This is a genomic window from Rhizobium sp. K33 (assembly GCF_056501445.1).
On the sequence record NZ_CP096478.1, the window covers coordinates 4,153,624 to 4,179,385 of the forward strand.

Sequence of the window (25,762 nt, forward strand, 5' to 3'; positions counted from 1 at the left end):
AAGTCCCAGTTGCGGGACCATAATCGTGTTGCAAGTGTTATGCAAAAGACATAGGTTCCGCGCGATTTCAAGATCGTCCGGTTGCTCATCGGCCGGCTGCACGGGGAGCTTTGCAGATGAACTCTTATACCAACATGGGCGTGGGTGCCTTTCTCGGCACCGTCTTCGTCCTGATGTCTGTGTCGATCGCTTCGGAAGGCATTTTCCACTCGGAAGCACCCGAGCAGGAAGGCTTCGCCATTGTTGCCGAAGAAGCGGGTCCGGCAGAGGCTGCACCCGAGGTCGCCGCAACGCCGATCGCCGTGCTTCTCGCCAGCGCTGATGCGGGCGCAGGTGAAGCCGTGTTCAAGAAGTGTGCGAGCTGTCACACCGTCGACAAGGGCGGCGCCAACAAGGTTGGCCCGAACCTCTATGGCCTTGTCGACCGCCCGATCGCTTCGCATGAAGGCTTCAGCTACTCCGCTGCCATGACCGAATTCTCCCAGGGCGGCTCCGTCCTCTGGACCTGGGAACACCTCAATGAATTCCTGCTGGCGCCGAAGCAGCACATCCCGGGCACCGCCATGGGCTTTGCCGGCATCAAGAAGGATGACGAGCGCGCCAACCTGATCATGTATCTGCACACGATGGCAGACAGCCCGGTTCCGCTCCCGACCCCGGAGGCCGCACCGGCAGACGCCGCAGCAGCCCCTGCAGACGCAGCGCCGGCTGATGCCGCTGCCGCCCCGGCAGAGGCGGCCCCGGCTGAGGCTCCGGCCGAAGCTGCTCCGGCTGCTCCGGCAGAGGCCGCTCCGGAAGCACCCGCTGACGCAGCGCCCGCGGCCCCCGCAGAACCGGCTCCGGCTGAGCCTGCTCCGGCACAGACGACGACGCCGTAATTCGGTCGTTTCGATTTCTTCGCACTCTGCGCCCGGCCCTTGCGGCCGGGCGTTTGCGTTTCAGAGCAGCAGCAAGGCCCAGAGCGATACGGTCACCACCCCTGCGGCTGTCGATAGCGTGATGACAGAGGCTGCCAGCCCCTGACCGACGCCGAAGCGGCTGGCAATCAGCCAGGCATTGATACCTGTCGGGACCGACGAGGTGAGCACCAGTGCCGCAGTCCATTGCGGTGAAAGGCCAAGTAGCGTCGAAGCGAGCCACACCACCGCAGGCATCAGGGCAAGCTTCAGGAGCGAAATGCTGGCAGCGATCCGGACATTGCCTGCCAGGCCATATTTGTTCAGCGTCATGCCGAGCGAAATCAGCGCTGCCGGCGCCGCCATGCCGGCGACCTGTGCGACGATGCCGTCGATCAGCGCGGGGACAGGTGTGCCCACGACCTGCAGGAGGATGCCGCCGGCAAGGCCAATGATCAGCGGGTTGCGGATGAGGTTGCCGCCCACCTGTTTCGAAACGGCAAGGATGCCGGCGGCCTGCCGGCCACCGCTTTTCTGCTCCGCCCGTTCCATCGCGAGAACCCCCGCGATCATCATCAACGGCAGATGCACGGCAAGCAGGATCGACATCGCGACAATCCCATCCGGACCGACCGTGCGCTCGACGAGTGGAAGACCGATGAAGACATTGTTGGCAAAGGCGGAGGAGACACCGGCGAGAACGCCGAGCTTCTCGTCTCGACCGAAGAGGCGCGTCGCAACCAGATGGCCGATCGTCCAGGTGACGAGAACGCCGGCGAAATAGGCGATCCAGAGTCGGAAGGGCGATGCGCCATGGAAATCGGCATTGGCGATCGTGCGCAAGAGCAGCAGTGGCACCGCCACCTTGAAGACGAAGTCTCCAAGCCCGTCGCCGATCTCCGTTGCGAGGATCTTGAGGCGGACCAGCGCCCAACCGAATAGTATAAGAATGAAAATAGGAAGGACGTCTTGGGCAACAGCAGTCATGAAACGACTCAAGGGAGGGCAAGGACAAAAGCCTTCTTAGGCCGCCCGCCGCTCACCGCCAATCCGCCAGAAACGACAAAAGCAGGCCACTGCCTGCTTTCACGCCGGCCTCATGCCGGTCGAGATAGGCCGCCAGTACATCCGTGGTCGGCTTTCCCGTAACGGACCGGTTATGGTCCACTTGGACGCCCAGGGGAGATGGACGTCTTGATAATGATTCATAAGCTTTCGATGTAACGGCAAGATGACGTTGATCGGCTTGCCCCTTCCCATCGCTGGAAAAATCACTATGACCGTGGGGCACGCAAATGGAGCCCCGGACCTTATGAGCCAGTTCGATGTCCTGACGATCGGCAATGCCATCGTCGACATTATTTCCCGCTGCGACGACCAGTTTCTGATCGACAACGCCATCACCAAAAGCGCAATGAACCTGATCGACGCCGAGCGCGCCGAGCGGCTCTACGGTCTCATGGGCCCCGCCGTGGAAGCATCCGGCGGCAGCGCCGGCAACACGGCAGCCGGCATCGCCAATTTCGGCGGCAAGGCCGCCTATTTCGGCAAAGTTGCCGAGGACCAGCTGGGCGAGATCTTCATTCACGATATCCGTGCCCAGGGCGTGCATTTCCAGACCCGCCCGCTGGGCAGCCAGCCGCCGACCGCCCGCAGCATGATCTTCGTCACCGAAGACGGCGAGCGCTCGATGAACACCTATCTCGGCGCCTGCGTCGAATTCGGTCCCGAGGATGTCGAGCCGGAGGTGGTGGCGAAGTCCAAGGTCACCTATTTCGAAGGCTATCTCTGGGATCCGCCGCGCGCCAAGCAGGCGATCCTCGATTGCGCCCGCATCGCCCATGAAGCGGGCCAGGAAATGTCGATGACGCTCTCCGACAGCTTCTGCGTCGGCCGCTACCGGTCGGAGTTCCTCGACCTCATGCGCTCCGGGACGGTCGACATCGTCTTCGCCAACGAGCAGGAAGCCCTCTCGCTCTACGAGACGGATGATTTCGCCCAGGCGCTCGATCTCATTTCGAAGGATTGCAAGCTCGCGGCCGTCACCATGGGTGACCAGGGTGCCGTCATCGTCAAGGATGGCGCCCGCATTCGCGTGCCCGCGACCAAGGTGCAGACAGTGGTCGATACGACCGGCGCCGGCGATCTCTTCGCCGCAGGCTTCCTCTTCGGCTACACCAACGGTCGAAGCCTCGAGGATTGCGGCCATCTCGGCTGCTATGCCGCAGGTGTAGTCATCCAGCAGATCGGGCCACGCCCGATGATGTCCCTGAAGAACGGAGCCGCGGCGACAGGCCTTATTTGAAGGCCTCGCCGGGATAGGCACCCCAGATCTCGGCCTGCGACACCCAGCCACTGACCCCGCCGGCTTCGGCCTGGCACCAGTTGCCGTTGCATTCGCTGAGCTTCAGCAGAACGCCGGGTTCGAGCTTGGCGATGACAGCTGCCGAGGAGTTCGAATCCCGGCGCATCATCACATAGACATTCTCACCCTTGCCGCGCATCCAGGGCGCGGCAACGGCGGTGCGCTCGCCGGTCAACAGGGTCTGGTTCACCCAGCCCTCGGTGCCGTCGGCATCACGAATCTGTCGCCAGTTCTCGTATTCGCGGATGATTTCCACCGGCAGACCCGACTTCATGTAGCGCCAGGAAACGGCGTAGTCGGTGCTGGGGCCGATCCGCAGATTGACCTTCTCGGCCTTGAGGCTGACGAAGCGCGGGAGCGGCAGACCGCTCGAGCCCTTGGTCGTGGATTGTGCATGACCGGCGATCGGGCCGGCCACGAGAGACAGCGTGAGGACGCTGAAGGCTAGGCTGACGCGGCACAGGTTATGAAACATGGTCATTCCGGGCTAAGCTATGGAAATGAAGTGCTTTCTGACCGCCCCGGACCGCTTCGCGCCTGTCCGGGACAAATCCGCCGCGACCCGACGAGTTTTGTTTGTCTTCGCCGACGGGTTTGGTAGAAATTGCCTTCCTAAGGAGCGAAGTATCCCGCGACTTGGTTAACGAGTTCTGAAGAAGGCATCGATCCGGCCCATGACGAACAGGAAAAGACCAACGGTCTACATCACGCGGAAACTGCCCGATGCCGTGGAAACGCGCATGCGCGAGCTGTTCGATGCCGAGCTCAATGTCGATGACAAGCCGCGCACGCGCGAAGAATTGATCGCAGCCGTCAAGACGGCGGATGTGCTCGTACCCACGGTCACCGACCGAATCGATGCGGCTCTCATCGCAGAGGCCGGACCGCAGCTGAAGCTGATCGCAAGCTTCTCCAACGGCACAGATCATATCGACATCGATGCGGCTGCGAAAAAGGGCATCACCGTCACCAACACGCCGAATGTCCTGACCGAGGACACGGCCGACATGACCATGGCGCTGATCCTGGCCGTCCCACGCCGCCTCGTCCAGGGCGCGCGCGTGCTGATGGACAAGCCGGGCGAATGGGAAGGCTGGTCGCCCACCTGGATGCTCGGACGCCGCATCTGGGGCAAGCGCATCGGGATCATCGGCATGGGTCGTATCGGCACGGCCGTTGCCCGCCGTGCCAAGGCCTTCGGTCTCTCGATCCACTACCACAACCGCAAGCGCGCCAATCCAGCCACCGAAGAAGAGCTCGAGGCGACCTATTGGGACAGCCTCGACCAGATGCTCGCCCGCGTCGACATCGTCTCGGTCAACTGCCCGTCGACGCCGGCAACCTTCCACCTGCTTTCGGCACGCCGTCTCGCCCTGCTGCAGCCGACCAGCTATGTGGTGAACACCGCCCGCGGCGATATCATCGACGAGGATGCCCTGGTGCAGGCCCTGCGCGCCGGCAAGATCGCCGGTGCCGGCCTCGATGTGTTCGAGAACGAACCTGCGGTCAATCCGAAGCTGGTGAAGCTCGCCAATGAAGGCAAGGTCGTGCTGCTGCCGCATACGGGCTCGGCGACGATCGAAGGCCGTATCGATATGGGCGACAAGGTGATCATCAATATCCGGACCTATTTCGACGGTCACCGCCCGCCGAACCGCGTCCTGCCGAGCCGAAGCTGAGCTTCAGCTGAGCCGCTTCTGCATCTCGATGTAGGTCGGGCGCTCATAGCCGGCATGGCTCTTCTCCGCCGTGCGGATGAAGCCCCAGGCACCGAAGCGCCGGTGATTGCCCGTGAGCTCGATCCGCGTCTCCAGCCGCAGGGCAGGCTTGCCGAGCTCGTGCGCAATGGCTTCCGCTTCCGCCAGAAACCGGCCGCCGATCCCCGACCCTTGCGCCTCGGGAGATACCGCCAGCTTGCCGACATAGAGGAAGTCAGGCTCGGGCCGCAGAAAGGCACAGCCGACGAGCCGTCCTTCGACCTCGGCCACCAGACCGATCTCGTCCCTGGCCTTGTCCTTGAGCGAGGCAAGCGTCAATCGATGCGCCGACGAGGGTGGGTCGATCACGCCATCCATATAGGCAAACGATCCCATGATCAGCGCCAGCAGTTCCCCATAGCGCGAAAAGTTGTCGTCGATCCGGTTGATCGTCACATCCATCGTCATGCCCGTCTTTTATAGCGCACCGTGTCGAAGCGCGCGGCCAGTCCATCATACATCAGCAACCGCCCGACCAGCGGCTCGCCGATCCCCGTGATTACCTTGATCGCCTCCATTGCCATCAGCGTGCCGATCACACCGGTCAGCGCGCCGATCACGCCCGCTTCCGCACAGGCCGGTATCAGGCCCTCCGGCGGCGGCTCAGGAAAGAGATCGGTGTAGCGGGGGTAAGCCTGTCCGTCGGGGCCGCTTTCATACGGCTTCAACACAGTCACCGTCCCGTCGAAGCGCCCGACAGCGCCGGTCACCAGCGGCACATGCGCAAGCTCCGCCGCATCCGCTGCCGCATAGCGCGTGGAAAAATTGTCGGAGCCGTCGATCAGCAATGTGTAGCGCGGCAGATGATCCCGCGCGAAACCGGCATCGAACCGATCCTCGTATCTGGCGACACGGCAATGCGGGTTGAGCCGCGCGATGGCCTTTGCCGCGCTCTCGGTCTTCTTCTCGCCAAGCGTTCCGGTATCGTGAATGACCTGCCGCTGAAGATTGGAGAGCGACACACCGTCGTCATCGATAATTCCGAGCGTGCCGACGCCGGCAGCCGCCAGATACTGCAAGACCGGCGACCCAAGCCCGCCGGCCCCGATCACCAGCACGCGTGCGGCCTTCAGCATTTGCTGCCCATGACCACCCACTTCGGGCAACAGGATGTGGCGGTGATAACGGGAGAGTTCGTCTGGGGAGAGCGGATCCATGGCACCTACCTTGCCACCAGGCGGTTTGGAAAGAAAGCGCGGTCAGCCATCGACCTGCCCGTCCCTGACCGTCACGAACTGCGCCCGATCACCCAGCGCCGAAAACATCGCCTTGTCGGTCCCTGTCATGAAGGCCTGCCCACCCAGCGCATCGATGCGCGCAAAAAGCGCTGCGCGCCGACCTTCGTCCAGATGGGCGGCGATTTCATCCAGCAGGAGGATCGGCGCGTAACCGGTCATGGTCGCGACCAGCCGTGCATGTGCGAGCACGAGACCGATCAGGAGGGCCTTCTGCTCACCTGTCGAGCAGCGTTCGGCATCCATGTCCTTCTCGATATGCCGGACGATCAGATCTGCCCGATGAGGCCCATCCAGCGTCCGTCCAGCCGCCGCGTCCCGATGGCGCGATTGTGCGAGGATGTCGATATAGCGCTCTTCGAATTCGAAAGCCGGCAGATCGGCGAGATCGTCGAGGAAACCCGTGAGCGCAAGCGAGGCGGAGGGGAAGGCCGAGGTGTCGCGGTCGGCCTCGATCAGGCCGGAAAGCAGCCCGAGCATCTCTCGCCGTGCCGCTGACATGGCCACGCCGAGCGCTGCCATCTGCTGCTCGATCCCCGACAGCCAGGTCGGATCGAAGCGGCCTTCGGAGAGAAGCTTGTTGCGGCTGCGCATGGCCCGTTCGAAGTCGCTGGCCCGCCGGCCATGTGCCGGATCGAGCGACAGGACCAGCCGGTCGAGGAAACGGCGTCGATCGGCCGAAGGGCCTGTAAACAGCCCGTCCATCGCTGGTGTCAGCCACAGAATGCGCAGGTGATCCGTCAGTTCGTCCACCGATTTGGCCGGCGCGCCATTGATCCGCAGTCGACGGACGAGATTGTCCTCTTCCGTCGTTTCCGTACCGGTGCCGATATCAGCCTCGCCCGCCATGCCGTCGATCGCCGCAAAGATCGTGAAGCTTCCCGAGGCGCCGAGCCGCGGAATGTCCGAAAGAACGGCCCGGCGCAGCCCCCGTCCCGGCGACAGGAAGGAGATCGCCTCCATGAAATTGGTCTTGCCCGCCCCGTTGTCGCCGACCAGCACGACATGCCGCCCGTCCAGCGCAAGGCCTGCCTGCGCATAGTTGCGGAAGTCCGTCAGTTTCAGTCGGTGGATCTGTGTCTTCTGGGTCATGAGCCGGAATCGTTGTCGCCTTGAGCTAGGCCGATTGGTTGGTGAAGGCAAGGCACAAGCGGGCTTTCGGCGCTATCTCTGGGCCTGCGGCGCTTGGCGGCATGGAACTGTTTCCAAGCCGCGCTAGTTTGATGACATCGCCGCCGATCTGGAGCCAGGCCATGCCCCTGCATTCCGATGATCTAACCCCCGAAGAAGCCCGCCGTGACCATTGGGACATGCTGGGTTTTCTCGCGCTCAACGCAACGCTCGGTGCCGCCCTCGGCTTTGCGGTTGCTTTCGGCATTGTCTGGTTCGATCTCGGCGGTGTCGGCACCTCGCTCTCCCGCTCGAGCCACCCGATTCTTCCGACAGTCATGATGGCCGTCCCCCTGGCCTTGACCTTCGCCGCCGCCGTGACCGCGTCCGCCGTCATGACCATGCCCTACCGCAAGAAGAAGCAGCGCTGACTTGGCCTCAAAGTCGGTGTTTGACCGCGCCTTCGTCTTGCGGCATCTAGGCCGCTTGAGAGACGATGGAGAAGACCCATGGACACGCAGGAAGAGCGCATCACGCGTCTCGAAGAGACCGTCGCCCATCAGACGCGCGTCATCGAAGAGCTGTCGGACCAGCTGGCCGAGCAATGGAAGGTGGTCGAGCAGACCCGCGCGAAGCTCGATCGCCTGACCGAACGCTTCCTGTCCCTGGAAGAGCAGGCGCTGGAAGCCCCGGCCGTCACCCGACCGCCGCATTATTGAGCGCCGCCACGCTCCGTTGCAAAGCCGGTCAGCACCGCATCGACCAAATGCGTGATCTGCGCGCGGGACGGGTCGAGCCGGCCGGTCAGCAGCCGCTGCCAGCAGAAGCTTGAGAACAACTCCATGATCAGCGGAATGTCGAGCGTGCCCCGGATCTCGCCCCGCGCCACACCCCGCTCCAGGATCACGCCGCTCGCCCGACAGCGCGTCACGGCATAGTCGCGCAGCGCTTCGAGCGCTGCCGGATCGCTCTGCGCCTCGGCGACGATCGAGCGAAAGACTTCACCCCCGCTCGTTTTCCAGAAGCCGAGCAGGGCCTCGAGAAAAGCGATCAGATCCCCGCGCGTGGCGCCCGTGTCGGGATAGAAGGTCTCGCCCTTCTGGCGATGATAGACGTCGAGGAGAAGTGCTGCCTTGGAGGGCCACCAGCGATAGATCGTCGGCTTCCCGGCCTTTGCCCGCCGCGCCACCGCCTCGATCGAGAAGGCAGACAGACCGCCCTCGGTGAGGATCTCGGCTGCAGCCGTCAGGATCGCATCCTCGCTGGCCGGGTTTCGTTGCGCCCCGATCGATGTGCGCTTTGTGATGTCGCGTGCAGTGTTCGTCACAGTCGATGCTCCTTCCTCCGGGTTCTAGCAGAAAAATCTATTGAACGAAACGGCCCGTTTCAATATAAACGAAACGTACCGTTCTTATGGAGCCTCCCATGTCCGATCTCTCCGCAACCCGACCCATTCCCTCGAAGCACCGGCTCGCCATGATCATGCTGCTCGTCATCTATCCCTTCGTCACCGGCATTCTCTACGTCCTGATGCCGCTGACCGAGGGCTGGCCGATCTGGGCCCGCACGGCGCTGCTTGCGCCCATCATGGTAATCTCGATCGTTTACGGCATCGCGCCGGCAATCCAGAAGCACTTCGCCTGGTTCATCCTGCGCCAGCCCAGACTACTGGCTTGAGCCCATGCAAAAGGGGCGGACCCTCAGGACCGCCCCTTGCATAATCATCCTGGTTTCGCCGCCGTTAGTCGCTGAGCGTGTCGAAGAAATCCTTCATCCGGGCAAAGAAGCCCGTCGATTCCGGATTGTTCTCCTTCGACGACAGCTGCTCGAACTCCTGGAGGAGTTCGCGCTGACGCTTTGTCAGCTTCTGCGGCGTCTCGATCTGGATCTGGATATAGAGATCGCCGACCTGCGTCGAGCGCAGCACCGGCATGCCCTTGCCCTTCAGGCGGAACTGCTTGCCGGCCTGCGTGCCTTCCGGAACCGTCACGCGCGACTTGGTGCCATCGAGCGTCACCACATCGAAGGTCCCGCCGAGTGCCGCCGTCGTCATCGAGATCGGCACGGAGCAATAGAGATCCGCGCCGTCACGCTGGAAGAACTCGTGCGGCTTCACTGACAGGAAAATATAGAGGTCTCCCGCCGGACCGCCGCGCAGTCCTGCCTCGCCTTCGCCCTGCAGGCGAATGCGCGTGCCGTCCTCGATCCCGGTCGGGATGCTGACGGACAGCGAGCGTTCTTCCGTGACGCGGCCCTGGCCGTGGCACTTGGTGCAGGGATCGGAAATCGTCTGGCCGCGACCGTGACAGGTCGGGCAGGTCCGTTCGATCGAGAAGAAGCCCTGGGCAGCGCGCACGCGGCCCGAGCCCTGACAGGTCGTGCAGGTCTTCGGCTGCGTGCCGGGCTTGGCGCCCGAACCGGTACAGACATCGCAGGTGATCGAGGTCGGAACCCGGATCTGCGCCGTCTTGCCGGTGAAGGCCTCTTCGAGGCTGATTTCCATGTTGTAGCGCAGGTCTGCCCCGCGCTCGCGGCCGCCCGTCGAGCGGGCACGACCGCCACGGCCGCCGCCCATCATCTCGCCGAAAATGTCCTCGAAGATGTCGGAGAAGCCGCCGCCGGCAAAACCGCCGCCGCCACCGAAACCGCCGCCGCCCATGCCGCCCTGTTCGAAGGCGGCGTGGCCGAAGCGGTCATAGGCCGCGCGCTTCTGGGGATCTTTCAAGGTCTCATAGGCCTCGTTGATCTCCTTGAACTTCTTCTCGGCTTCGCTGTCATCCGGATTCTTGTCCGGGTGATATTTCATGGCCAGCTTGCGGAAGGCGCTTTTCAGCTCCTTCTCGTCCGCCGTCCGGCCAACCCCGAGGGTCTCGTAGAAATCTGCTTTTGCCATGGTCTTACAAAGCTCTCAAAGCTTTCCCAACGCTCGTGTGGCTGCCCGTCGCCTTGCCGGCCTGCTTGTCGCAAGCCTGCATGTCTTTCTGGAAATCGGACGCGGCGGAGATTGCATCCTGCATCAGAAGCTTGCGCGCTTCGCCTTTGCTGATGAGGCCGTCGGCAGAGGTCACGGCAGCAAAAGCCAGGGAATGCGCAGCCATGTCACAGGAAGAGACTTCGCCACCGTTCTCGCGCCGCTGAAGCGCTGCTTCGATGATCCTGCCGAGCTCATTGCCGATGCGGGAAAGGGAATTGCTGTCCTTCGCGGAAATCGCCTTGGCCACTCTGGCCTCGGCGGCGCTCACCTGACGGTGAACTGCGCTGACCTGCCCCCTGTCCTGTGCCATGGCACCGGTCGTCAGGATCAACGAAAGTGCGGCTGGCCCGAAGGCCAGCCAGGTCTTGGAACGGCGTCCGAAGTGGCCCTGCATCAGGCCGACTTCTTCGCGTCTTCGTCCTTCACTTCTTCATAGTCGGCGTCGACGACGTTGTCGTCCTTGCCACCATCCGTCTCGCCTGCACCGCCTTCGGCCTGCTGGGCTTCATAGATGGCCTGGCCCAGCTTCATGGAAACTTCCATGAGCGTCTGGGTCTTGGCCTGGATGTCGTCGGCGTCCGGCTCGGAAGCCTCGATCGAACCCTTCAGGGCAGCGATTGCATCCTCGATCGCCTTGCGGTCGGTTTCCGAAACCTTGTCGCCATACTCCTTGACCGACTTCTCGGTGGAGTGAACGAGGCTTTCGGCCTGGTTCTTAGCTTCGACCACGGCACGACGCTTCTTGTCGGCCTCGGCATTGGCTTCGGCGTCCTTCACCATCTTCTCGATGTCGGCGTCGGAGAGACCACCGGAGGCCTGGATGCGGATCTGCTGTTCCTTGCCCGTGCCCTTGTCCTTGGCCGAAACCTGAACGATGCCGTTCGCGTCGATGTCGAAGGTGACTTCGATCTGTGGAACGCCACGCGGTGCCGGCGGCAGGCCAACGAGGTCGAACTGACCGAGCAGCTTGTTGTCTGCAGCCATTTCGCGCTCGCCCTGGCTAACGCGGATGGTCACGGCCTGCTGGTTGTCTTCAGCGGTCGAGAAGGTCTGGCTCTTCTTCGTCGGGATCGTCGTGTTGCGGTCGATCAGACGGGTGAAGACGCCACCGAGGGTTTCGATGCCGAGCGACAGCGGGGTCACGTCGAGCAGCAAAACGTCCTTGACGTCGCCCTGCAGAACACCGGCCTGGATCGCTGCACCGAGGGCAACGACTTCATCCGGGTTCACACCCTTGTGCGGCTCCTTGCCGAACAGCTGCTTCACGACTTCCTGAACCTTCGGCATGCGGCTCATGCCGCCGACCAGAACCACTTCGTCGATATCGGCTGCGGAAACGCCGGCATCCTTAAGGGCTGCCTTGCACGGTGCGATCGTGCGCTGGACGAGATCGTCGACCAGGCTTTCGAACTTGGCGCGGGTCAGCTTCATCGTCAGGTGCTTGGGACCGGAAGCGTCCGCCGTGATGAACGGCAGGTTGATTTCGGTCTGCTGCGAAGACGACAGCTCGATCTTGGCCTTTTCGGCGGCTTCCTTCAGGCGCTGCAGGGCCAGCTTGTCGCCCTTCAGGTCGATGCCCTGATCCTTCTTGAACTCGGCTGCGAGATATTCGACGAGACGCATGTCGAAGTCTTCGCCACCGAGGAAGGTGTCGCCGTTGGTCGACTTCACTTCGAAGACGCCGTCGCCGATTTCCAGAACCGAGATATCGAAGGTACCACCGCCAAGGTCGTAAACGGCGATCGTCTTGCCGTCCTTCTTGTCGAGACCATAGGCAAGAGCAGCCGCGGTCGGCTCGTTGATGATGCGCAGGACTTCAAGACCGGCGATGCGGCCGGCATCCTTGGTGGCCTGGCGCTGCGCGTCGTTGAAGTAGGCGGGAACGGTGATGACGGCCTTTTCGACCTTTTCGCCGAGATAGGCTTCAGCCGTTTCCTTCATCTTCTGAAGAATCATGGCCGAGATCTGCGAAGGCGAATAACCCTTGTTCTGGGCTTCGACCCAGGCGTCACCATTGTCGCCCTTGATGATCGGGAAGGGAACGAGGCCCTTGTCCTTCTCAACGGTCGGATCTTCGTAGCGGCGGCCGATCAGGCGCTTGACGGCGAAGAGCGTGTTGGTCGGGTTGGTGACGGCCTGGCGCTTGGCCGGCTGGCCGACGAGGCGTTCGCCGTCGTCCGAAAATGCCACCATGGACGGCGTCGTGCGTGCGCCTTCCGAATTCTCGATGACCTTCGCATCCTTGCCGTCCATGACGGCGACGCAGGAATTGGTCGTTCCAAGGTCGATACCGATTACTTTTGCCATGTCATATTCTCCTTGAAGCAGGCCATCGGAACCCCAATCAGGCATTCCTGACAGCCCCTCGACGTGGATGGTCTGGGATACACTGCAGCGCCGCTGCGGTTATGTCGCGTATATAAGAAGCGGTTTTTCCGACTGCAAGGCTGGAATTCCGCCGAAAACCGGTAAAAAAGAACAGATTGGCGCCACAGCTTCACGTGTTTCGCGGCACCTGTCAGTCCTTGTCGACCAGCTAGGCTAAAGCGCCGGCCTTGCGTCAGGCCGACGATGATCAGCTGCCCTCATGTGGGCGCTATTGCCCGAGGATCAAGTCGAGAAGTGTGGTGCGCCGCGTGCCCTGTGCGCCGCCGACCTCTCCGGGCGGAATTGGACCGGCCGAGCCGGTCACATCGCCGGGTGGCACGGGCTCTGCAGGATAGTCTTCGGCATAGACCGGGTCGCCGGAATAACGCTCTTCGCCACCACCCTGGAACACGTCTGAGATGATCGTGCCGATGGTCGCCGGCTCCTCGACCGGTGCCGGCTCGATGAAGTCGCCACCGGGCAGCGGAGCAGGCGCCAGACCCTGATGAGCGGCCGTCATGAAATCGTGCCAGGCCTTGGCCGGCAGGCCGCCGCCTGTCACCTTCTTCATCGACTGGCCATCGTCATTGCCGAACCAGATGCCGGTGGTGAGGTTGCTGGTATAGCCGACGAAGAGCGCGTCGCGGAAGGATTGGGTCGTGCCCGTCTTGCCAGCAGCCTCCCAACCTTTCAGCTGCGCCTTCTTGCCGGTCCCATGATCGATAACGCTGCGCATCATCAGGTTCATCGCTGCCACGACTCCGTCGTTCAGGACCTTCGGCGGCTCCAGGTAATTGTTCTCGTAAAGCAGTGTCCCGTCGGACTTGGAGATCCGCCGCACGATATGCGGTGTCGCCTTGTAGCCGCCATTCATGAAGGGCGCATAGGCCGCCGTCAGCTCGAGCAGCGACACCTCGGATGTGCCGAGCGCGATCGAGGCATTGTTCTGCAGCTCCGACTCGATCCCCATGCGATGGGCCACCTTGATCACCTGATCGGGGCCGACTTCCATCACAAGCTGGGCTGCAATCGTGTTCAGCGATTCAGCCAGCGCCTGCGTCGCCGTCACCTGTCCGCGATACTTCTGGTCGTAATTCTCCGGCGTCCAGGAGCCGATACGGATCGGGGCGTCATTGCGCAAGGAAGTCGGGCGAAGCCCGTTCTCCACCGCTGCCGCATAAACGAAGGGCTTGAAGGCCGAGCCAGGCTGGCGCTTCGCCTTGACCGCGCGGTTGAACTGGCTTTCGGCATAGTCGCGTCCGCCGACCAGGGCCCGGATTGCGCCGGTGCCGTCGATGGAAACGAGAGCCGCCTGCGAGGCATTGACCTTGTCGCCTTCGGTAGCCAGCGATTCCGTCAGTGCGGCCTCCGCCTTCTTCTCCAGCGTCATGTCGATCGTCGTCTCGACCACGATGTCCTCGGTCACCTTGCCGATCAGCATGGTCACCTCGTCGCGCACTAGATCGGCGACATATTGCCCCGCACCGCTCCAGTAGCGCTTGGCCTTGGTTGGCGGCTGCGACATCGCCGTCTTGATCTCGTCTGCGGTGATATAGCCCTCTTCGAGCATCGCCTGCAGCACGACCTGGGCCCGCGCTTCCGCGGCTTCCGGATCGCGCGCCGGCGACAGGCGGGACGGGGCTTTCAAAAGGCCTGCGAGCAGGGCCGCCTCGCCGAGGTTGACGTCCCGCGCCGACTTGTTGAAGTAGCGCCGCGCTGCGGCCTCCACGCCATAGGCATTCGAACCGAAGAACACCCGGTTCAGATACATCGCCATGATCTGGTCCTTGGTGTATTTCTGCTCCAGCCAGAAGGCGAGCAGCACTTCCTGCACCTTGCGCTCGATGGTGCGCTCGGGCGAGAGGAAGAGGTTCTTCGCAAGCTGCTGTGTAAGGGTCGAGCCGCCCTGCACGGCACGGCCGCTGGTCAGGTTGGTGACGATGGCGCGCGCCAGACCAAGCGGGTCGACGCCGAAATGCGAGTAGAAGCGCCGATCCTCGATCGCCATGACGGCCTGCGGGATGAAGGGCGACATTTCTTCGAGCGGCAAAGCCTCGCCGCCGGTCGCGCCGCGATTGGCAATGACGGTGCCCTCGACCGACACGATCTTCATGTTCGGCGGGCGCTCGGGGATGGACCAACTGCTGGCGCTTGGCATCTGAGAGCCGTAATAGGCGATGAGACCGACAAGGCCGATCCCGCACCAGATCGACAGCACGAAGCCCCAATAGATCAGTCGGCCGAGGCCGAACCCGCCGCCGCGGCTCTTGGCTTTGCTTTTCTTCTGGCCGCCGGACTTGCCGCGCTTGGCCGAAGACGCCGCCTTCTTGGCCCCGGCGCGCACCGGCCGCCCGCCCGCGACACGATCATCCGCATCCAGCCGGAAATCCTCGTCCTTGCGCTCGTCCTCGAAGCTCGGCTCTATACGATCGCGGGATTTTCCTCGGCTCACCATTGCCGTGATCTTGCTCCAGATAGTCGTTGTGCGCAGCCGACAGACGGCAGGCGCAAAAATGGCTTCAAGAAATTCGGTCGATCAGACCGGCGCCCGGGTGGATGGCCGCGCAATTGCACAGTAAATGCGGCGATTTAAGGGGTGGTTAAAGCCCGGTAAACAAGCTCTGAACCCTGCGTGACCTCATTGGCAGAGATCGGCCCATTCCGCACCGACGAGACTTCTCATGCGCTCCGGCGCGATCTTCACGGCAGCATTGGTCGCGCCGGCCGCCGGCACCACCTCGTCGTATGCCTGAAGCGACAGATCACAATAGATCGTGAGCGGCGAGGGCAGGCCGAAGGGGCAAACACCACCCACCGGATGGCTGGTCGCCTCGACCACGGCGTCAGCATCGAGCATGCGCGGCTTGACCCCGAAGCGATCCTTGAACTTGCGATTGTCGAGCCGCTTCGTGCCCGCCGTCACCACGAGCACGACATCATCTCCGATCCTGAGGCAGATCGTCTTGGCGATCTGGTCCGGCTCCACGCCATGCGCTTCGGCAGCAAGCGCAACGGTAGCCGAGCTCGCTTCGGTCACGATGACGGAGATGTCGGGTGCATTTTCTGAGAAGAACTGGCGAACGGATTGAAGGCTCATGGACGAAGTCTAAACGGAGCATCGTGCGCATTTCAAGCGCCTGCCTCTTGAAAGCCGGATGGAGACATCCCATCTCTTGCTCAGCATGCGACGAAGCGTTTCAGGTGAGCCTGTTTCAGGAACTTCAAAACGCTTAACCGGTTGTTAAGCATCCAACGCGATCATCAAGGTCCGGGATGCGGTTCGCGAAGGTGGACCAACATCCGAGATATCGCATGGCACGTTTCCGTCACTGACCACGGATGTACTGGCAGGAAGTCGTTGAAACGTAAAGGAAAGGCCGGTTTTTGACCGGCCTTTTTGCTTTTCTGGTCTTAAGTGTTCGCCAGCGCATCCATGATGCGGATCCACGAGCGAATGCCCTTGTGGAACGAGTTGAGGTCGTACTTCTCGTTGGGCGAATGGATGCGGTCGTCGGTCAGGCCAAAGCCGACTAGCAGCGAATCCATGCCGAGCATCTTCTGGAAGTCACCGACGATCGGAATCGAGCCGCCCATGCCGATGATCACGGCGGGCTTCGGCCACTCGTCCGACAGCGCATTCTTCGCCTTGGTCAGTTCCGGCGAATCATAGGAGAGCTGGATCGCCGGCGAGCCGCCGTGCTCGTGGAATTCCACCTTGCAGTCGGCGGGAATGCGCGCCTGAACGAAGGCGCGGAAGCTCTCGCGCACCTTGGCCGGGTCCTGCGTGCCAACGAGGCGGAAGGAGATCTTCGCCGAAGCCTTGGCCGCAATCACCGTCTTGAAGCCTTCGCCGGTATAGCCCCCGATGATGCCGTTCACTTCCGCCGTCGGACGCGCCCAGGTGAGCTCCAGCACGGAACGGCCCTTTTCACCAGCGGGGACCGACAGGCCTACTTCGCCGAGGAAGCTTTCCGCCGTCCGCCCCAGGCTATCCCAGGAAGCCTTGATGTTGGCAGGCGTCTCTTCGACACCGTCATAAAAGCCGGGCAGCGTGACCTTGCCTGTCTCGTCATGCAGGTCGGCCAGGATCTTCGTCAGGATGTGCACGGGATTGGCCGCCGCGCCGCCGAAGAGGCCCGAATGCAGGTCGCGGTCAGCCGCAATGATAGTGACTTCTTCGCCGACCAGACCGCGCAGTGCCGCAGCGATCGCCGGCGTCTCGCGATCCCACATGCTGGTATCGCAGACCAGCGCGAAGTCGGCCTTCAGCTCGTCGGCATTTTCAGCAAGGAAAGGCTTGAGCGACGGGGAACCGGATTCTTCCTCGCCTTCGAACAGGATGGTGATCTTGACCGGCAGCGAACCCTTCACCGCCTTATAGGCCCGGCAGGCCTCGACGAAGGTCAGAAGCTGACCCTTGTCGTCGGACGTGCCGCGACCGGTGATCACCTTGCGGCCTTCCTTCTCCTTGATCGCCGGCGCAAAGGGCTCGTCTTCCCAGAGATCCAGCGGGTCGACCGGCTGCACGTCGTAATGGCCATAGAAAAGCACATGCGGCGCGTCGGTCTTTTCGGCCGCATGGTGCGCCACCACCATCGGGTGGCCGGGCGTGTCCCGCAGCGAAGCATCGAAACCCAGTTCGGTCAGCGCCGAAACCAGCCATTCGCCGGCCTTGCGGCAATCGGCCTTGTAGGCCGGGTCGGTCGAGATCGAGGGAATGCGCACGAGGTCGAACAGGCGCTCGAGGCTCTGCGGCAGGGCCTCGTCGGCCTTGGCGAGAATGGGGGAAAGTTCGGTCATGGTCATGTCCTGCAAATTTGAAAGTGCGGCGGACGATAGACCAAAGCTCCTGATGTTTCGAGGCTGCGAGACCGCGAATTTTTCTCAAAGCTGCATCAAATTCCGCTCACAGCTTGCGCGCGTTCGCGATCGCCCAGCGGATATATTCCTTCAGCAATTCCTTCTCGAAGCGACGGAAACCATGAAAGACGGCCTGCTCGGCCTCGTCAGCCGCCGCAAGCGCCTCCTCGCGCATGCCGCGGGCCTTGTCTGTCAGGAAGATCTGCTGTGCGCGCTTGTCGCGGGGATGCACGCGCCGCTCGATCAGACCGTCGCGTTCCATGCGGGCGAGGGTATTGGCAATGGTCGCCTGCTCCACATCGACGCGGTCGAGCAACTGCCGCTGCGTCAGCCCCTCTTCTTCCCAAAGTTCCAGTAGGACCGGAAACTGGCCGGGTGAAAAACCGAGTTTCGCCGCACGCGCCTGCAGCGCCCGTGTGAACCCGCGCGCTAGTTGGCTCGCCAGCCAGGTGGCGGATTCGGAGCGATCAGGGGTCGTGCGGTCATGGGCCATGGCACTCGACGCGTCGTCGTGGATTCGTCAGAGGGGAATGATCGCATGCGATCCATTTCCGAGGCTGACTAATTTTGGGTTCTGATGAGGAGGGGGTGGAGGCCGTCGTGGCTTGAGGCGGGGACTGCCACGACGGCTCCGAATATGGGGACAAAGGCCCGGAGAGGGGGATAAGGCCTTTGCCCGAGTCTGAAGCGGCGGGGGACGAGCCTCTTTCAGACTACGGCGTGATCAGTCGCCGATGACTGAGATTTGTGATCCGGAATGTGGTTTTTCAAGGGAAGCCGGGATTACAAATCGGTAAGCTTTTCGTGATGTTTGGCGGCTGATCCGATTCACTATCATGGCCATCGCATAGCCGGTGATTTTGCCGCCTTCTGGCCAAACCGTCATGGACGTTTCAGCCGCCTCGCGCTATCCATGCCGACATGAAAAAAGGCGATCATCTCTTCCTCGTCGACGGCTCGGGTTTCATCTTCCGCGCCTTCCACGCCATCCCGGCCCTGAACCGCAAGTCGGACGGCCTGCCCGTCAACGCGGTCTCCGGCTTCTGCAACATGCTGTGGAAGCTGTTGCGCGATGCCCGCAACACCGATGTCGGTGTGACGCCGACCCATCTGGCGGTCATTTTCGACTACTCGTCGACGACTTTCCGCAAGGAAATCTACCCGCTCTACAAGGCGAACCGCTCGGCCCCGCCGGAAGACCTGATCCCGCAATTCGGCCTCATCCGCCATGCGACCCGCGCCTTCAATCTCCCCTGTATCGAGACCGAAGGTTTCGAGGCCGACGACATCATCGCCACCTATGCCCGCCAGGCAGAGGCCGTCGGCGCCGATGTCACCATCGTCTCCTCCGACAAGGACCTGATGCAGCTCGTCACCGCGAACGTGCATATGTACGACGCGATGAAGGACAAGCAGATTGGCATTCCCGATGTCATCGAGAAATGGGGTGTGCCGCCGGAAAAGATGATCGACCTCCAGGCGATGACCGGCGATTCGACCGACAATGTTCCCGGCATCCCCGGCATCGGTCCGAAGACCGCCGCCCAGTTGCTCGAAGAATTCGGCGATCTCGAGACGCTGCTCGCCCGTGCCGATGAGATTAAACAGGTCAAGCGCCGCGAAAACATCGTGGCCAATGCCGAGCTTGCCCGGGTCTCGCGCCAGCTCGTCGAACTGCGCACCGATGTGCCGCTCGACATGAAGCTCGAAGACCTCGTGCTCGAACCGCAGAATGGTCCGAAGCTCATCGCCTTCCTCAAGGCCATGGAATTCACCACCCTGACGCGCCGCGTGGCGGAAGTCTGCGAGTGTGATGCGGCCGCCATCGAGCCTGCCACTGTGCCGGTCGAATGGGGTGATGCCGCCCGCGGTCCCGATCTCGATGCCGGTGATGCACCCGCATCGTCCGCGACCCCGGCAGCAGCCGCCGCGACATCCACCGCACCGGCGGCCACCCCCAGTGGCAAAACGCCGGGCGATCTCGCGGCAAACCGCGCCAACGCCTTTGCCGGCAAGCCGCTCGACACCGGCAGCTATGTCACGATCCGCGATATCGAGACGCTTGAGCTCTGGATCTCGGCCGCCCGCGAAACCGGCCTCGTTGCCTTCGACACCGAGACCACGTCGCTCGACCCGATGCAGGCCGAACTCGTCGGCGTCTCGCTGGCGATCCAGGATAATGTCCTGTCACCCGGCTCGACCGACATCCGCGCCGCCTACATCCCGCTGACCCACAAGACGGGCGTCGGCGATCTTCTCGGCGGCGGTCATGCCGAGGGCCAGATCCCGATGAAGGAGGCGCTGGCCGCCTTGAAGGGCCTGCTCGAAGATCCTTCCGTCCTGAAGGTCGCGCAGAACCTGAAATACGATTACCTGGTGATGAAGCGCCACGGGATCACGCTTCAGTCCTTCGACGACACCATGCTGATGTCCTACGTGCTCGACGCCGGCAAGGGCAATCACGGCATGGACGGCCTCTCGGAAAAGTGGCTCGGCCACACGCCGATTCCTTACAAGGATGTCGCCGGCTCCGGCAAATCCTCCGTCACCTTCGATCTTGTCGACATCGATCGCGCAACCGCTTATGCCGCCGAAGACGCGGATGTGACTCTGCGTCTCTGGCTGGTTCTGAAGCCGCGCCTCGCTGCCGAGGGTTTGACGCGCATCTATGAGCGGCTGGAACGCCCGCTGGTGCCGGTGCTTGCCCATATGGAAGAGCGCGGCATCACCGTCGATCGCCAGATCCTCTCCCGCCTCTCGGGCGAACTTGCCCAGAAGGCCGCTGCCGCCGAGGACGAGGTCTACGAACTCGCCGGCGAGCGTTTCAACATCGGCTCGCCGAAGCAGCTCGGCGATATCCTGTTCGGTCGAATGGGCCTGCCCGGCGGGTCCAAGACCAAGACCGGCCAGTGGTCCACCTCTGCCCAGGTGCTGGAAGACCTCGCCGCCGAGGGCGCGCCCCTGCCGCGCAAGATCGTCGACTGGCGCCAGCTGACCAAGCTCAAGTCCACCTATACCGACGCACTGCCCGGATACATTCACCCCGAGACCAAGCGCGTCCACACGGGCTATTCGCTCGCCTCGACGACCACGGGTCGCCTGTCATCGTCCGAGCCGAACCTGCAGAACATCCCGGTCCGCACCGCCGAAGGCCGCAAGATCCGCACGGCCTTCATCTCGACGCCGGGCCACAAGCTGCTCTCGGCCGACTACAGCCAGATCGAACTGCGCGTGCTCGCCCATGTCGCCGAGATCCCGCAGCTGTGTCAGGCCTTCGCCGACGGCGTCGACATCCATGCCATGACGGCGTCGGAAATGTTCGGTGTGCCGGTCGAGGGCATGCCGTCCGACGTCCGCCGCCGCGCCAAGGCCATCAACTTCGGCATCATCTACGGCATCTCGGCCTTCGGCCTTGCCAACCAGCTCGGCATCGAGCGCTCGGAAGCGGGGGAATACATCAAGAAGTATTTCGAGCGCTTCCCGGGCATCAAGGACTACATGGAGAGCACCAAGGCCTTCGCCCGTGACAAGGGTTACGTCGAGACCATCTTCGGCCGCCGCGCCCATTATCCGGAAATCAGGTCGTCCAACCCTTCCATGCGCGCCTTCAACGAGCGCGCCGCGATCAACGCGCCGATCCAGGGCTCGGCCGCCGACATCATCCGCCGCGCCATGATCCAGATCGAGCCGGCGCTTGCCGCTGCCGGCCTGTCGGAGCGTGTCCGCATGCTGCTGCAGGTGCATGACGAACTGATCTTCGAAGTCGAGGACGAGGCCGTCGATATCGCGATGCCTGTGATCGTCGACATCATGGAAAACGCCGCCATGCCGGCCGTCTCCATGCGCGTGCCGCTCAAGGTCGACGCCCGCGCCGCCCACAATTGGGACGAGGCGCACTGAGAATTCCCGGCCTTGCCGGTTAGCGAAACACGGGCGCTGTTCAGCCCGCAGGAGTACAAGATTTGGCCTTCAAGACCATCAACGGCAATGTCGTCCACTACGAGCTGATCGGCGAGGCGAAAGCCAAGAACCTGATCGTCTTTTCCAACGGGCTCGGCACCGACTTCCGCATCTGGCTGCCGCTCTTCGACGAGCTCGGCGACGATGTATCGGTGCTCCTTTATGACAGCCGCGGTCACGGCCTCTCCGGCGGTGCCGACAAGCCCTTCGGCATGGCCGATCTCGTCTCGGATCTCGCCAGCCTCTGCGACGAACTCGGCATCCGCAAGGCGACCTTCTGCGGCCTCTCCGTTGGCGGTCTCGTCTGCCAGGGCCTCTGGCAGGAGCGGCCGGATCTCTTCCGCAAGCTCATCCTCTGTGACACCGCACCCCGCATCGGCACTGCCGAAATCTGGGCCGAGCGCATTGCCGGTATCGAGAAGGGTGGCTTGGAAAGCGCTGCCGACAGTGCCATGGCGCGCTGGTTCACCCCGGCCTTTCACGAAGACCGCGCCGATGAACTGGCCGGCTACCGCCTGATGATGACGCGACAGTCCATCGCAGGCTATCTGTCGACCTGTGCTGCCCTGCGCGACACCGATTTCTCCGACGTCCTGCCGACCATCACGGTCCCCACGCTCTTTGTCGTCGGCGACCAGGACGGCTCGACGCCACCCGCCACGGTCAAGGCCGGTGCCGATCTCGTGCCGGGCGCCCGTTTCGAGGAAATCGCCGATTGCGCCCATATCCCCTCGGTCGAGCAGCCGGAAGCACTCGCCGATCTGATCCAGGGTTTCATGCGCAAGCAATGACAATACACCTCCCCCTTGAGGGGGGAGGTCGCCGCAAAGCGGCGGGTGGGGGTGACACATGTCCGATCGACCGGACGCTCACCCCACCCCGGGCCCTTGGCCCGACCCTCCCCCTCAAGGGGAGGGTGGTGACGCTCAATGCGCGCCGGACATGTCGCCCAGAACTTCCTTGGAAGCCACCGTCGAATCCGCGTTCAGCTTGTAGACCATGGGAACGCCGGTCGCGAGGTTGACGCCGAGGATCTGCTCCTTGGTCAGCTTGTCGAGAACCATGACCAGCGAGCGCAGCGAATTGCCATGCGCTGCTACCAGCACCTTTTCCCCGCGCAGCACGCGCGGCAGGATTTCGGTCAGGTAATAGGGCCAGACGCGCGCACCGGTGTCGCGCAGGCTTTCGCCACCCGGCGGCGGGACGTCGTAGGAACGGCGCCAGATATGCACCTGCTCCTCGCCCCACTTGGCGCGGGCATCGTCCTTGTTGAGGCCGGAAAGATCGCCGTAGTCGCGCTCGTTCAGCGCCTGATCCTTGATCGTCTCGAGACCGGTCTGGCCGACATTTTCGAGGATGATGTTGCAGGTCTTCTGCGCACGGGTGAGGACTGACGTGAAAGCGATATCGAACTTGATGCCGTAATCGGCAAGCGCCTTGCCGCCGGCATTGGCTTCCTGCACGCCGAGTTCGGTCAGGTCCGGATCACGCCAGCCGGTAAACAGGTTCTTCAGGTTCCAGTCGCTCTGGCCATGGCGCACGAGCACGAGGGTACCGGTCATCGACAATTCCTCTCTTGACGATCAGGGGGTGGAGTTGAGCCCGAGCACGTCGAGCATGGTATAGCGTCCGGGCTTCTTGTCCCGGGCCCAGGTGGCAGCCTTCAGCGCGCCGCGGGCAAAGAGCGAACGATCGGTCGCACTGTGAGACAGAGTGATCAACTCGCCTTCGCTCGCAAACAGCACCTGATGTTCACCGATCACCGAGCCGCCGCGCAACGTGGCAAAGCCGATCGAGCCTTCCTCCCGCGGTCCGGTATGGCCGTCGCGCACGCGGACCGAATGATCGGCCAGTGAAATGCCTCGGCCCTCTGCCGCAGCTTCACCGAGCAGAAGGGCGGTGCCCGACGGCGCGTCGACCTTGTGCTTGTGGTGCATTTCGAGCACCTCGATATCCCAGCCGGCGGCATCGAGCGCGCGCGCCGCCTGCTTGATCAGCACCGAAAGCAGATTGACGCCGAGGCTCATATTGCCCGACTTCACCACCCGCGCATGCCGTGCTGCCGCGTCGATCTTCGCCTCATGCTCCGGTAGGCAGCCAGTGGTGCCGATCACATGCACGATGCGCGCTTGGGCGGCGAGGGCTGCGAATTCGACGGTCGAAGCCGGTGTCGTGAAATCGATGACGCCGTCGGCATGCAGAAAGGCCGCCAGCGGATCGTCGGTAACGGCAACGCCAAGCCTGGGCACACCCGCCAGTTCGCCCGCATCCTGGCCGAGCGCGGCAGAGCCCGCCCGTTCGACCGCTGCATGCAGCACAAGGCCCTCGGTCTCGCTGATCAGTTTGATCAGCGTCTTGCCCATGCGACCGGCGGCACCAACGACGACGAGCTTCATGGGCGTATCCATGCGAGATTATTCCTGGCTGCTGAGCAGGCCGTTGGGAGCGGCCTGAAGGTTGTTGAGGCGAGCGTAAAGACCACCCGGCTGCTGCGCAAGGCTCTCATGCGAGCCTTCCTCGACCGCCTGGCCGGCATGCATGACAATGATCTTGTCGGCATTGACCACCGTCGACAGGCGGTGCGCGATGACAACCACGGTGCGTCCGGCCATGGCCGCGTCGAGCGCCTGCTGCACGGCCGCTTCCGATTCCGTGTCGAGCGCCGAGGTTGCCTCGTCGAGCAGCAGGATCGGCGCATTGCGCACCAGCGCACGCGCGATCGACAGCCGCTGCCGCTGACCACCGGACAGTGTCACCCCGTTCTCGCCGACCGGCGTGTCGTAACCCTGCGGCTGTGCCAGAATGAAGTCATGCGCATTCGCAAGCCGTGCTGCATCCTCGATCTCCGCATCGGTCGCATCGGGGCGCCCGTAGCGGATATTGTCGCGGATCGTGCCTTCGAAAAGATACGGCTGCTGCGACACGTAGGCGAGATGCTGCCGGAGCGACGATTTGGTGACATCGGCGATGTTGTGCCCGTCGATCAGGATCTCCCCTCTCGCCGGATCATAGAAGCGCGGCACGAGAGTGATGACCGTCGACTTGCCGGCCCCGGACGGGCCGACCAGGGCTGTCGTCTTGCCACCCTCGGCGACGAAGCTCAGATTGCGAAGCACCGGCGGATTGTCGCCATAGGCAAAGCTCACATTGCGGAATTCGATCCGCGCGGCGCTGACCTCAAGCGCGCCCGCACCCGGCTTGTCGCGCTGATGCGGCTGCATGTCGAGGATCTCGTAGATCATCCGCGCATTGACCGCCGCGCGCTCCATCTGCACCTGCAGCTTCGCCAGGCGCTTGGCCGGTTCATAGGCGAGAAGCAGAGCGGTGACGAAGGAGAAGAATGCGCCCGGCAGCACGCCGCCATAGATGGACTGGTAGGCGGCATAGGCCATGACGCCGGCAATCGAGAAGCCAGCCACGGTTTCCGTCATCGGGCCGTTGCGCTCGCTGAGTTGCGCGATCTTGTTTGCCCGCCGCTCCGCCTGATCGATACTCGACTGGATCCTGCCCTGAAGCTCCTTCTCCATCGTGAAGGCCTTGACGATGGCAATGCCCTGCACGGCTTCCTGCATGGAGCCCAGGACGTGGGAATTGAGGATGATGCTGTCCTTGGTGGCGCTGCGCAGGCGCTTGGAAAGATAGCGCAGGCCAAGCAGCAGCGGCGGCGCCACGGTGAACACGATCAGCGTCAGCACCAGATCCTGGTAGAGCATGACGCCGAGAAGGGCGACCAACGTCACGAGATCGCGCGCGAGCGATGTCACGGTGAGGTTGAGCACATCCCGCACGCCATTGATGTTCTGGTTGATCTGGGCCGCAAGTCGCGCCGAGCGCGCCTCATTGAAATAGCCGACCGACAGCGTCATCAGATGGGCAAACAGGCGCTTCTGATAGCGCGCGACAATGTTATTGCCGATCTTGGAAAGGGTCACCGCCTGGCCGTAACCGGCGAAACCGCGCAGCACGAAGGCGACAAAGATCGAGCCACATATGATCCAGACGAGGTCGGCGCGCCTGTTGGCGAAGGCCTCGTTGATGACCGATTCCATGATCCAGGCGGTAAAGGCCGTGGTTCCGGCGACGATCAACAGGCAGACGATCGCGAAAGCGTAACCCTTGACGTGCTCACGGCCGTTCTCGGCCACGACCCGCCGGAGGACGGCGGTGACGCTCTCGATATCCGCTGCCTTGCGGCTTTCGTTGTCTTTGGCGTCCAAGAAGAAAGTCCTGTGCGATTG

At 62.9% G+C, this 25,762-nt stretch carries 24 protein-coding genes; 8 read left to right on the plus strand and 16 right to left on the minus strand.

What is annotated here, in order from left to right:
* The first annotated feature begins 116 nt into the window (after nucleotides 1-116).
* The gene (locus tag M1E12_RS19995; protein ID WP_479563028.1) at nucleotides 117-878 is read left to right on the plus strand and encodes a c-type cytochrome; all 762 of its coding nucleotides are present in this window, start codon (nucleotides 117-119) and stop codon (nucleotides 876-878) included.
* A 60-nt stretch (nucleotides 879-938) separates the two neighbouring features.
* Here M1E12_RS19995 and M1E12_RS20000 read toward each other — a convergent pair whose 3' ends face one another.
* Nucleotides 939-1,883, minus strand: a complete 945-nt coding sequence (locus M1E12_RS20000; protein WP_136539876.1) for an AEC family transporter — start codon at nucleotides 1,881-1,883, stop codon at nucleotides 939-941.
* Between the two features lie 325 nt (nucleotides 1,884-2,208).
* Here M1E12_RS20000 and M1E12_RS20005 point away from each other — a divergent pair, with 325 nt between their 5' ends.
* Nucleotides 2,209-3,201 (plus strand): adenosine kinase, encoded by a 993-nt coding sequence (locus tag M1E12_RS20005; protein ID WP_479563029.1) that lies wholly within the window; start codon nucleotides 2,209-2,211, stop codon nucleotides 3,199-3,201.
* Here M1E12_RS20005 and M1E12_RS20010 read toward each other — a convergent pair.
* A complete protein-coding gene (locus M1E12_RS20010; protein ID WP_113458285.1) occupies nucleotides 3,194-3,736 on the minus strand; it encodes an SH3 domain-containing protein in 543 nt (180 codons plus the stop codon). The two genes, M1E12_RS20005 and M1E12_RS20010, sit on opposite strands and share 8 nt — an antisense overlap.
* Before the next feature lie 199 nt (nucleotides 3,737-3,935).
* Here M1E12_RS20010 and M1E12_RS20015 point away from each other — a divergent pair, with 199 nt between their 5' ends.
* Nucleotides 3,936-4,940, plus strand: coding sequence for a 2-hydroxyacid dehydrogenase (locus M1E12_RS20015; protein WP_136539882.1), 1,005 nt, complete (start codon nucleotides 3,936-3,938; stop codon nucleotides 4,938-4,940).
* Nucleotides 4,941-4,943: 3 nt separating this feature from the next.
* Here M1E12_RS20015 and M1E12_RS20020 read toward each other — a convergent pair whose 3' ends face one another.
* The 3 genes from M1E12_RS20020 to recF are packed head-to-tail and all read right to left on the minus strand — an operon-like array spanning nucleotide 4,944 to nucleotide 7,345.
* Nucleotides 4,944-5,426 (minus strand): GNAT family N-acetyltransferase, encoded by a 483-nt coding sequence (locus tag M1E12_RS20020; RefSeq protein WP_479563030.1) that lies wholly within the window; start codon nucleotides 5,424-5,426, stop codon nucleotides 4,944-4,946.
* Complete coding sequence (locus tag M1E12_RS20025) at nucleotides 5,423-6,175, minus strand: molybdopterin-synthase adenylyltransferase MoeB (RefSeq protein WP_479563031.1); 753 nt, start codon at nucleotides 6,173-6,175, stop codon at nucleotides 5,423-5,425. Before M1E12_RS20025 ends, M1E12_RS20020 begins: the two co-directional genes overlap by 4 nt.
* A gap of 42 nt (nucleotides 6,176-6,217) precedes the next feature.
* Nucleotides 6,218-7,345, minus strand: a complete 1,128-nt coding sequence (gene recF, locus M1E12_RS20030) for a DNA replication/repair protein RecF (RefSeq protein ID WP_479563032.1) — start codon at nucleotides 7,343-7,345, stop codon at nucleotides 6,218-6,220.
* A gap of 161 nt (nucleotides 7,346-7,506) precedes the next feature.
* Between recF and M1E12_RS20035 the strand changes: the two genes are divergently transcribed.
* Together M1E12_RS20035 and M1E12_RS20040 are read left to right on the plus strand one after the other, a co-directional pair.
* The gene (locus M1E12_RS20035) at nucleotides 7,507-7,794 is read left to right on the plus strand and encodes a hypothetical protein (RefSeq protein ID WP_479563033.1); all 288 of its coding nucleotides are present in this window, start codon (nucleotides 7,507-7,509) and stop codon (nucleotides 7,792-7,794) included.
* Nucleotides 7,795-7,872: 78 nt separating this feature from the next.
* The gene (locus M1E12_RS20040; protein WP_113458172.1) at nucleotides 7,873-8,082 is read left to right on the plus strand and encodes a SlyX family protein; all 210 of its coding nucleotides are present in this window, start codon (nucleotides 7,873-7,875) and stop codon (nucleotides 8,080-8,082) included.
* On the opposite strand, the gene M1E12_RS20045 is transcribed toward M1E12_RS20040, so the two are convergent.
* On the minus strand, nucleotides 8,076-8,690 hold the full coding sequence (locus tag M1E12_RS20045; RefSeq protein WP_479563034.1) for a TetR/AcrR family transcriptional regulator: 615 nt from the start codon (nucleotides 8,688-8,690) through the stop codon (nucleotides 8,076-8,078). The genes M1E12_RS20040 and M1E12_RS20045 overlap by 7 nt on opposite strands.
* Before the next feature lie 98 nt (nucleotides 8,691-8,788).
* Between M1E12_RS20045 and M1E12_RS20050 the strand changes: the two genes are divergently transcribed.
* Nucleotides 8,789-9,040 (plus strand): putative antibiotic biosynthesis monooxygenase, encoded by a 252-nt coding sequence (locus M1E12_RS20050; RefSeq protein WP_479563035.1) that lies wholly within the window; start codon nucleotides 8,789-8,791, stop codon nucleotides 9,038-9,040.
* Between the two features lie 64 nt (nucleotides 9,041-9,104).
* On the opposite strand, the gene dnaJ is transcribed toward M1E12_RS20050, so the two are convergent.
* The 7 genes from dnaJ to M1E12_RS20085 form a co-directional block, all read right to left on the minus strand.
* Entirely contained in the window at nucleotides 9,105-10,256 is a 1,152-nt protein-coding gene (gene dnaJ, locus M1E12_RS20055; protein WP_113458175.1) for a molecular chaperone DnaJ, read from the minus strand.
* 4 nt (nucleotides 10,257-10,260) lie between these two features.
* Complete coding sequence (locus M1E12_RS20060) at nucleotides 10,261-10,731, minus strand: hypothetical protein (protein WP_113458176.1); 471 nt, start codon at nucleotides 10,729-10,731, stop codon at nucleotides 10,261-10,263.
* Nucleotides 10,731-12,644: a molecular chaperone DnaK gene (dnaK, locus tag M1E12_RS20065; RefSeq protein WP_479563036.1), complete on the minus strand. Its 1,914-nt coding sequence runs from the start codon at nucleotides 12,642-12,644 to the stop codon at nucleotides 10,731-10,733. The genes M1E12_RS20060 and dnaK overlap by 1 nt, the downstream gene beginning before the upstream one ends.
* 289 nt (nucleotides 12,645-12,933) lie before the next feature.
* Nucleotides 12,934-15,159 carry a transglycosylase domain-containing protein gene (locus M1E12_RS20070; RefSeq protein ID WP_479563037.1) on the minus strand — a complete coding sequence of 742 codons (2,226 nt, stop codon included), beginning with the start codon at nucleotides 15,157-15,159 and terminating at the stop codon, nucleotides 12,934-12,936.
* A 183-nt stretch (nucleotides 15,160-15,342) separates the two neighbouring features.
* A complete protein-coding gene (locus tag M1E12_RS20075) occupies nucleotides 15,343-15,801 on the minus strand; it encodes a YbaK/EbsC family protein (RefSeq protein ID WP_136539899.1) in 459 nt (152 codons plus the stop codon).
* A 314-nt stretch (nucleotides 15,802-16,115) separates the two neighbouring features.
* On the minus strand, nucleotides 16,116-17,504 hold the full coding sequence (locus M1E12_RS20080; RefSeq protein WP_479563038.1) for a dipeptidase: 1,389 nt from the start codon (nucleotides 17,502-17,504) through the stop codon (nucleotides 16,116-16,118).
* A gap of 106 nt (nucleotides 17,505-17,610) precedes the next feature.
* On the minus strand, nucleotides 17,611-18,057 hold the full coding sequence (locus tag M1E12_RS20085; protein ID WP_479563039.1) for a MarR family winged helix-turn-helix transcriptional regulator: 447 nt from the start codon (nucleotides 18,055-18,057) through the stop codon (nucleotides 17,611-17,613).
* Nucleotides 18,058-18,485: 428 nt separating this feature from the next.
* Here M1E12_RS20085 and polA point away from each other — a divergent pair, with 428 nt between their 5' ends.
* Together polA and pcaD are read left to right on the plus strand one after the other, a co-directional pair.
* Nucleotides 18,486-21,464 (plus strand): DNA polymerase I, encoded by a 2,979-nt coding sequence (polA, locus tag M1E12_RS20090; RefSeq protein ID WP_479563040.1) that lies wholly within the window; start codon nucleotides 18,486-18,488, stop codon nucleotides 21,462-21,464.
* Nucleotides 21,465-21,526: 62 nt separating this feature from the next.
* Complete coding sequence (gene pcaD / locus M1E12_RS20095; protein ID WP_479563041.1) at nucleotides 21,527-22,315, plus strand: 3-oxoadipate enol-lactonase; 789 nt, start codon at nucleotides 21,527-21,529, stop codon at nucleotides 22,313-22,315.
* A 135-nt stretch (nucleotides 22,316-22,450) separates the two neighbouring features.
* On the opposite strand, the gene M1E12_RS20100 is transcribed toward pcaD, so the two are convergent.
* The 3 genes from M1E12_RS20100 to M1E12_RS20110 are packed head-to-tail and all read right to left on the minus strand — an operon-like array spanning nucleotide 22,451 to nucleotide 25,741.
* Complete coding sequence (locus tag M1E12_RS20100) at nucleotides 22,451-23,086, minus strand: 2,3-bisphosphoglycerate-dependent phosphoglycerate mutase (RefSeq protein WP_136539907.1); 636 nt, start codon at nucleotides 23,084-23,086, stop codon at nucleotides 22,451-22,453.
* A gap of 21 nt (nucleotides 23,087-23,107) precedes the next feature.
* Nucleotides 23,108-23,920 carry a 4-hydroxy-tetrahydrodipicolinate reductase gene (dapB, locus tag M1E12_RS20105; RefSeq protein ID WP_479564929.1) on the minus strand — a complete coding sequence of 271 codons (813 nt, stop codon included), beginning with the start codon at nucleotides 23,918-23,920 and terminating at the stop codon, nucleotides 23,108-23,110.
* Between the two features lie 18 nt (nucleotides 23,921-23,938).
* Nucleotides 23,939-25,741: an ABC transporter ATP-binding protein gene (locus tag M1E12_RS20110; protein WP_479563042.1), complete on the minus strand. Its 1,803-nt coding sequence runs from the start codon at nucleotides 25,739-25,741 to the stop codon at nucleotides 23,939-23,941.
* Nucleotides 25,742-25,762: the final 21 nt, after the last annotated feature.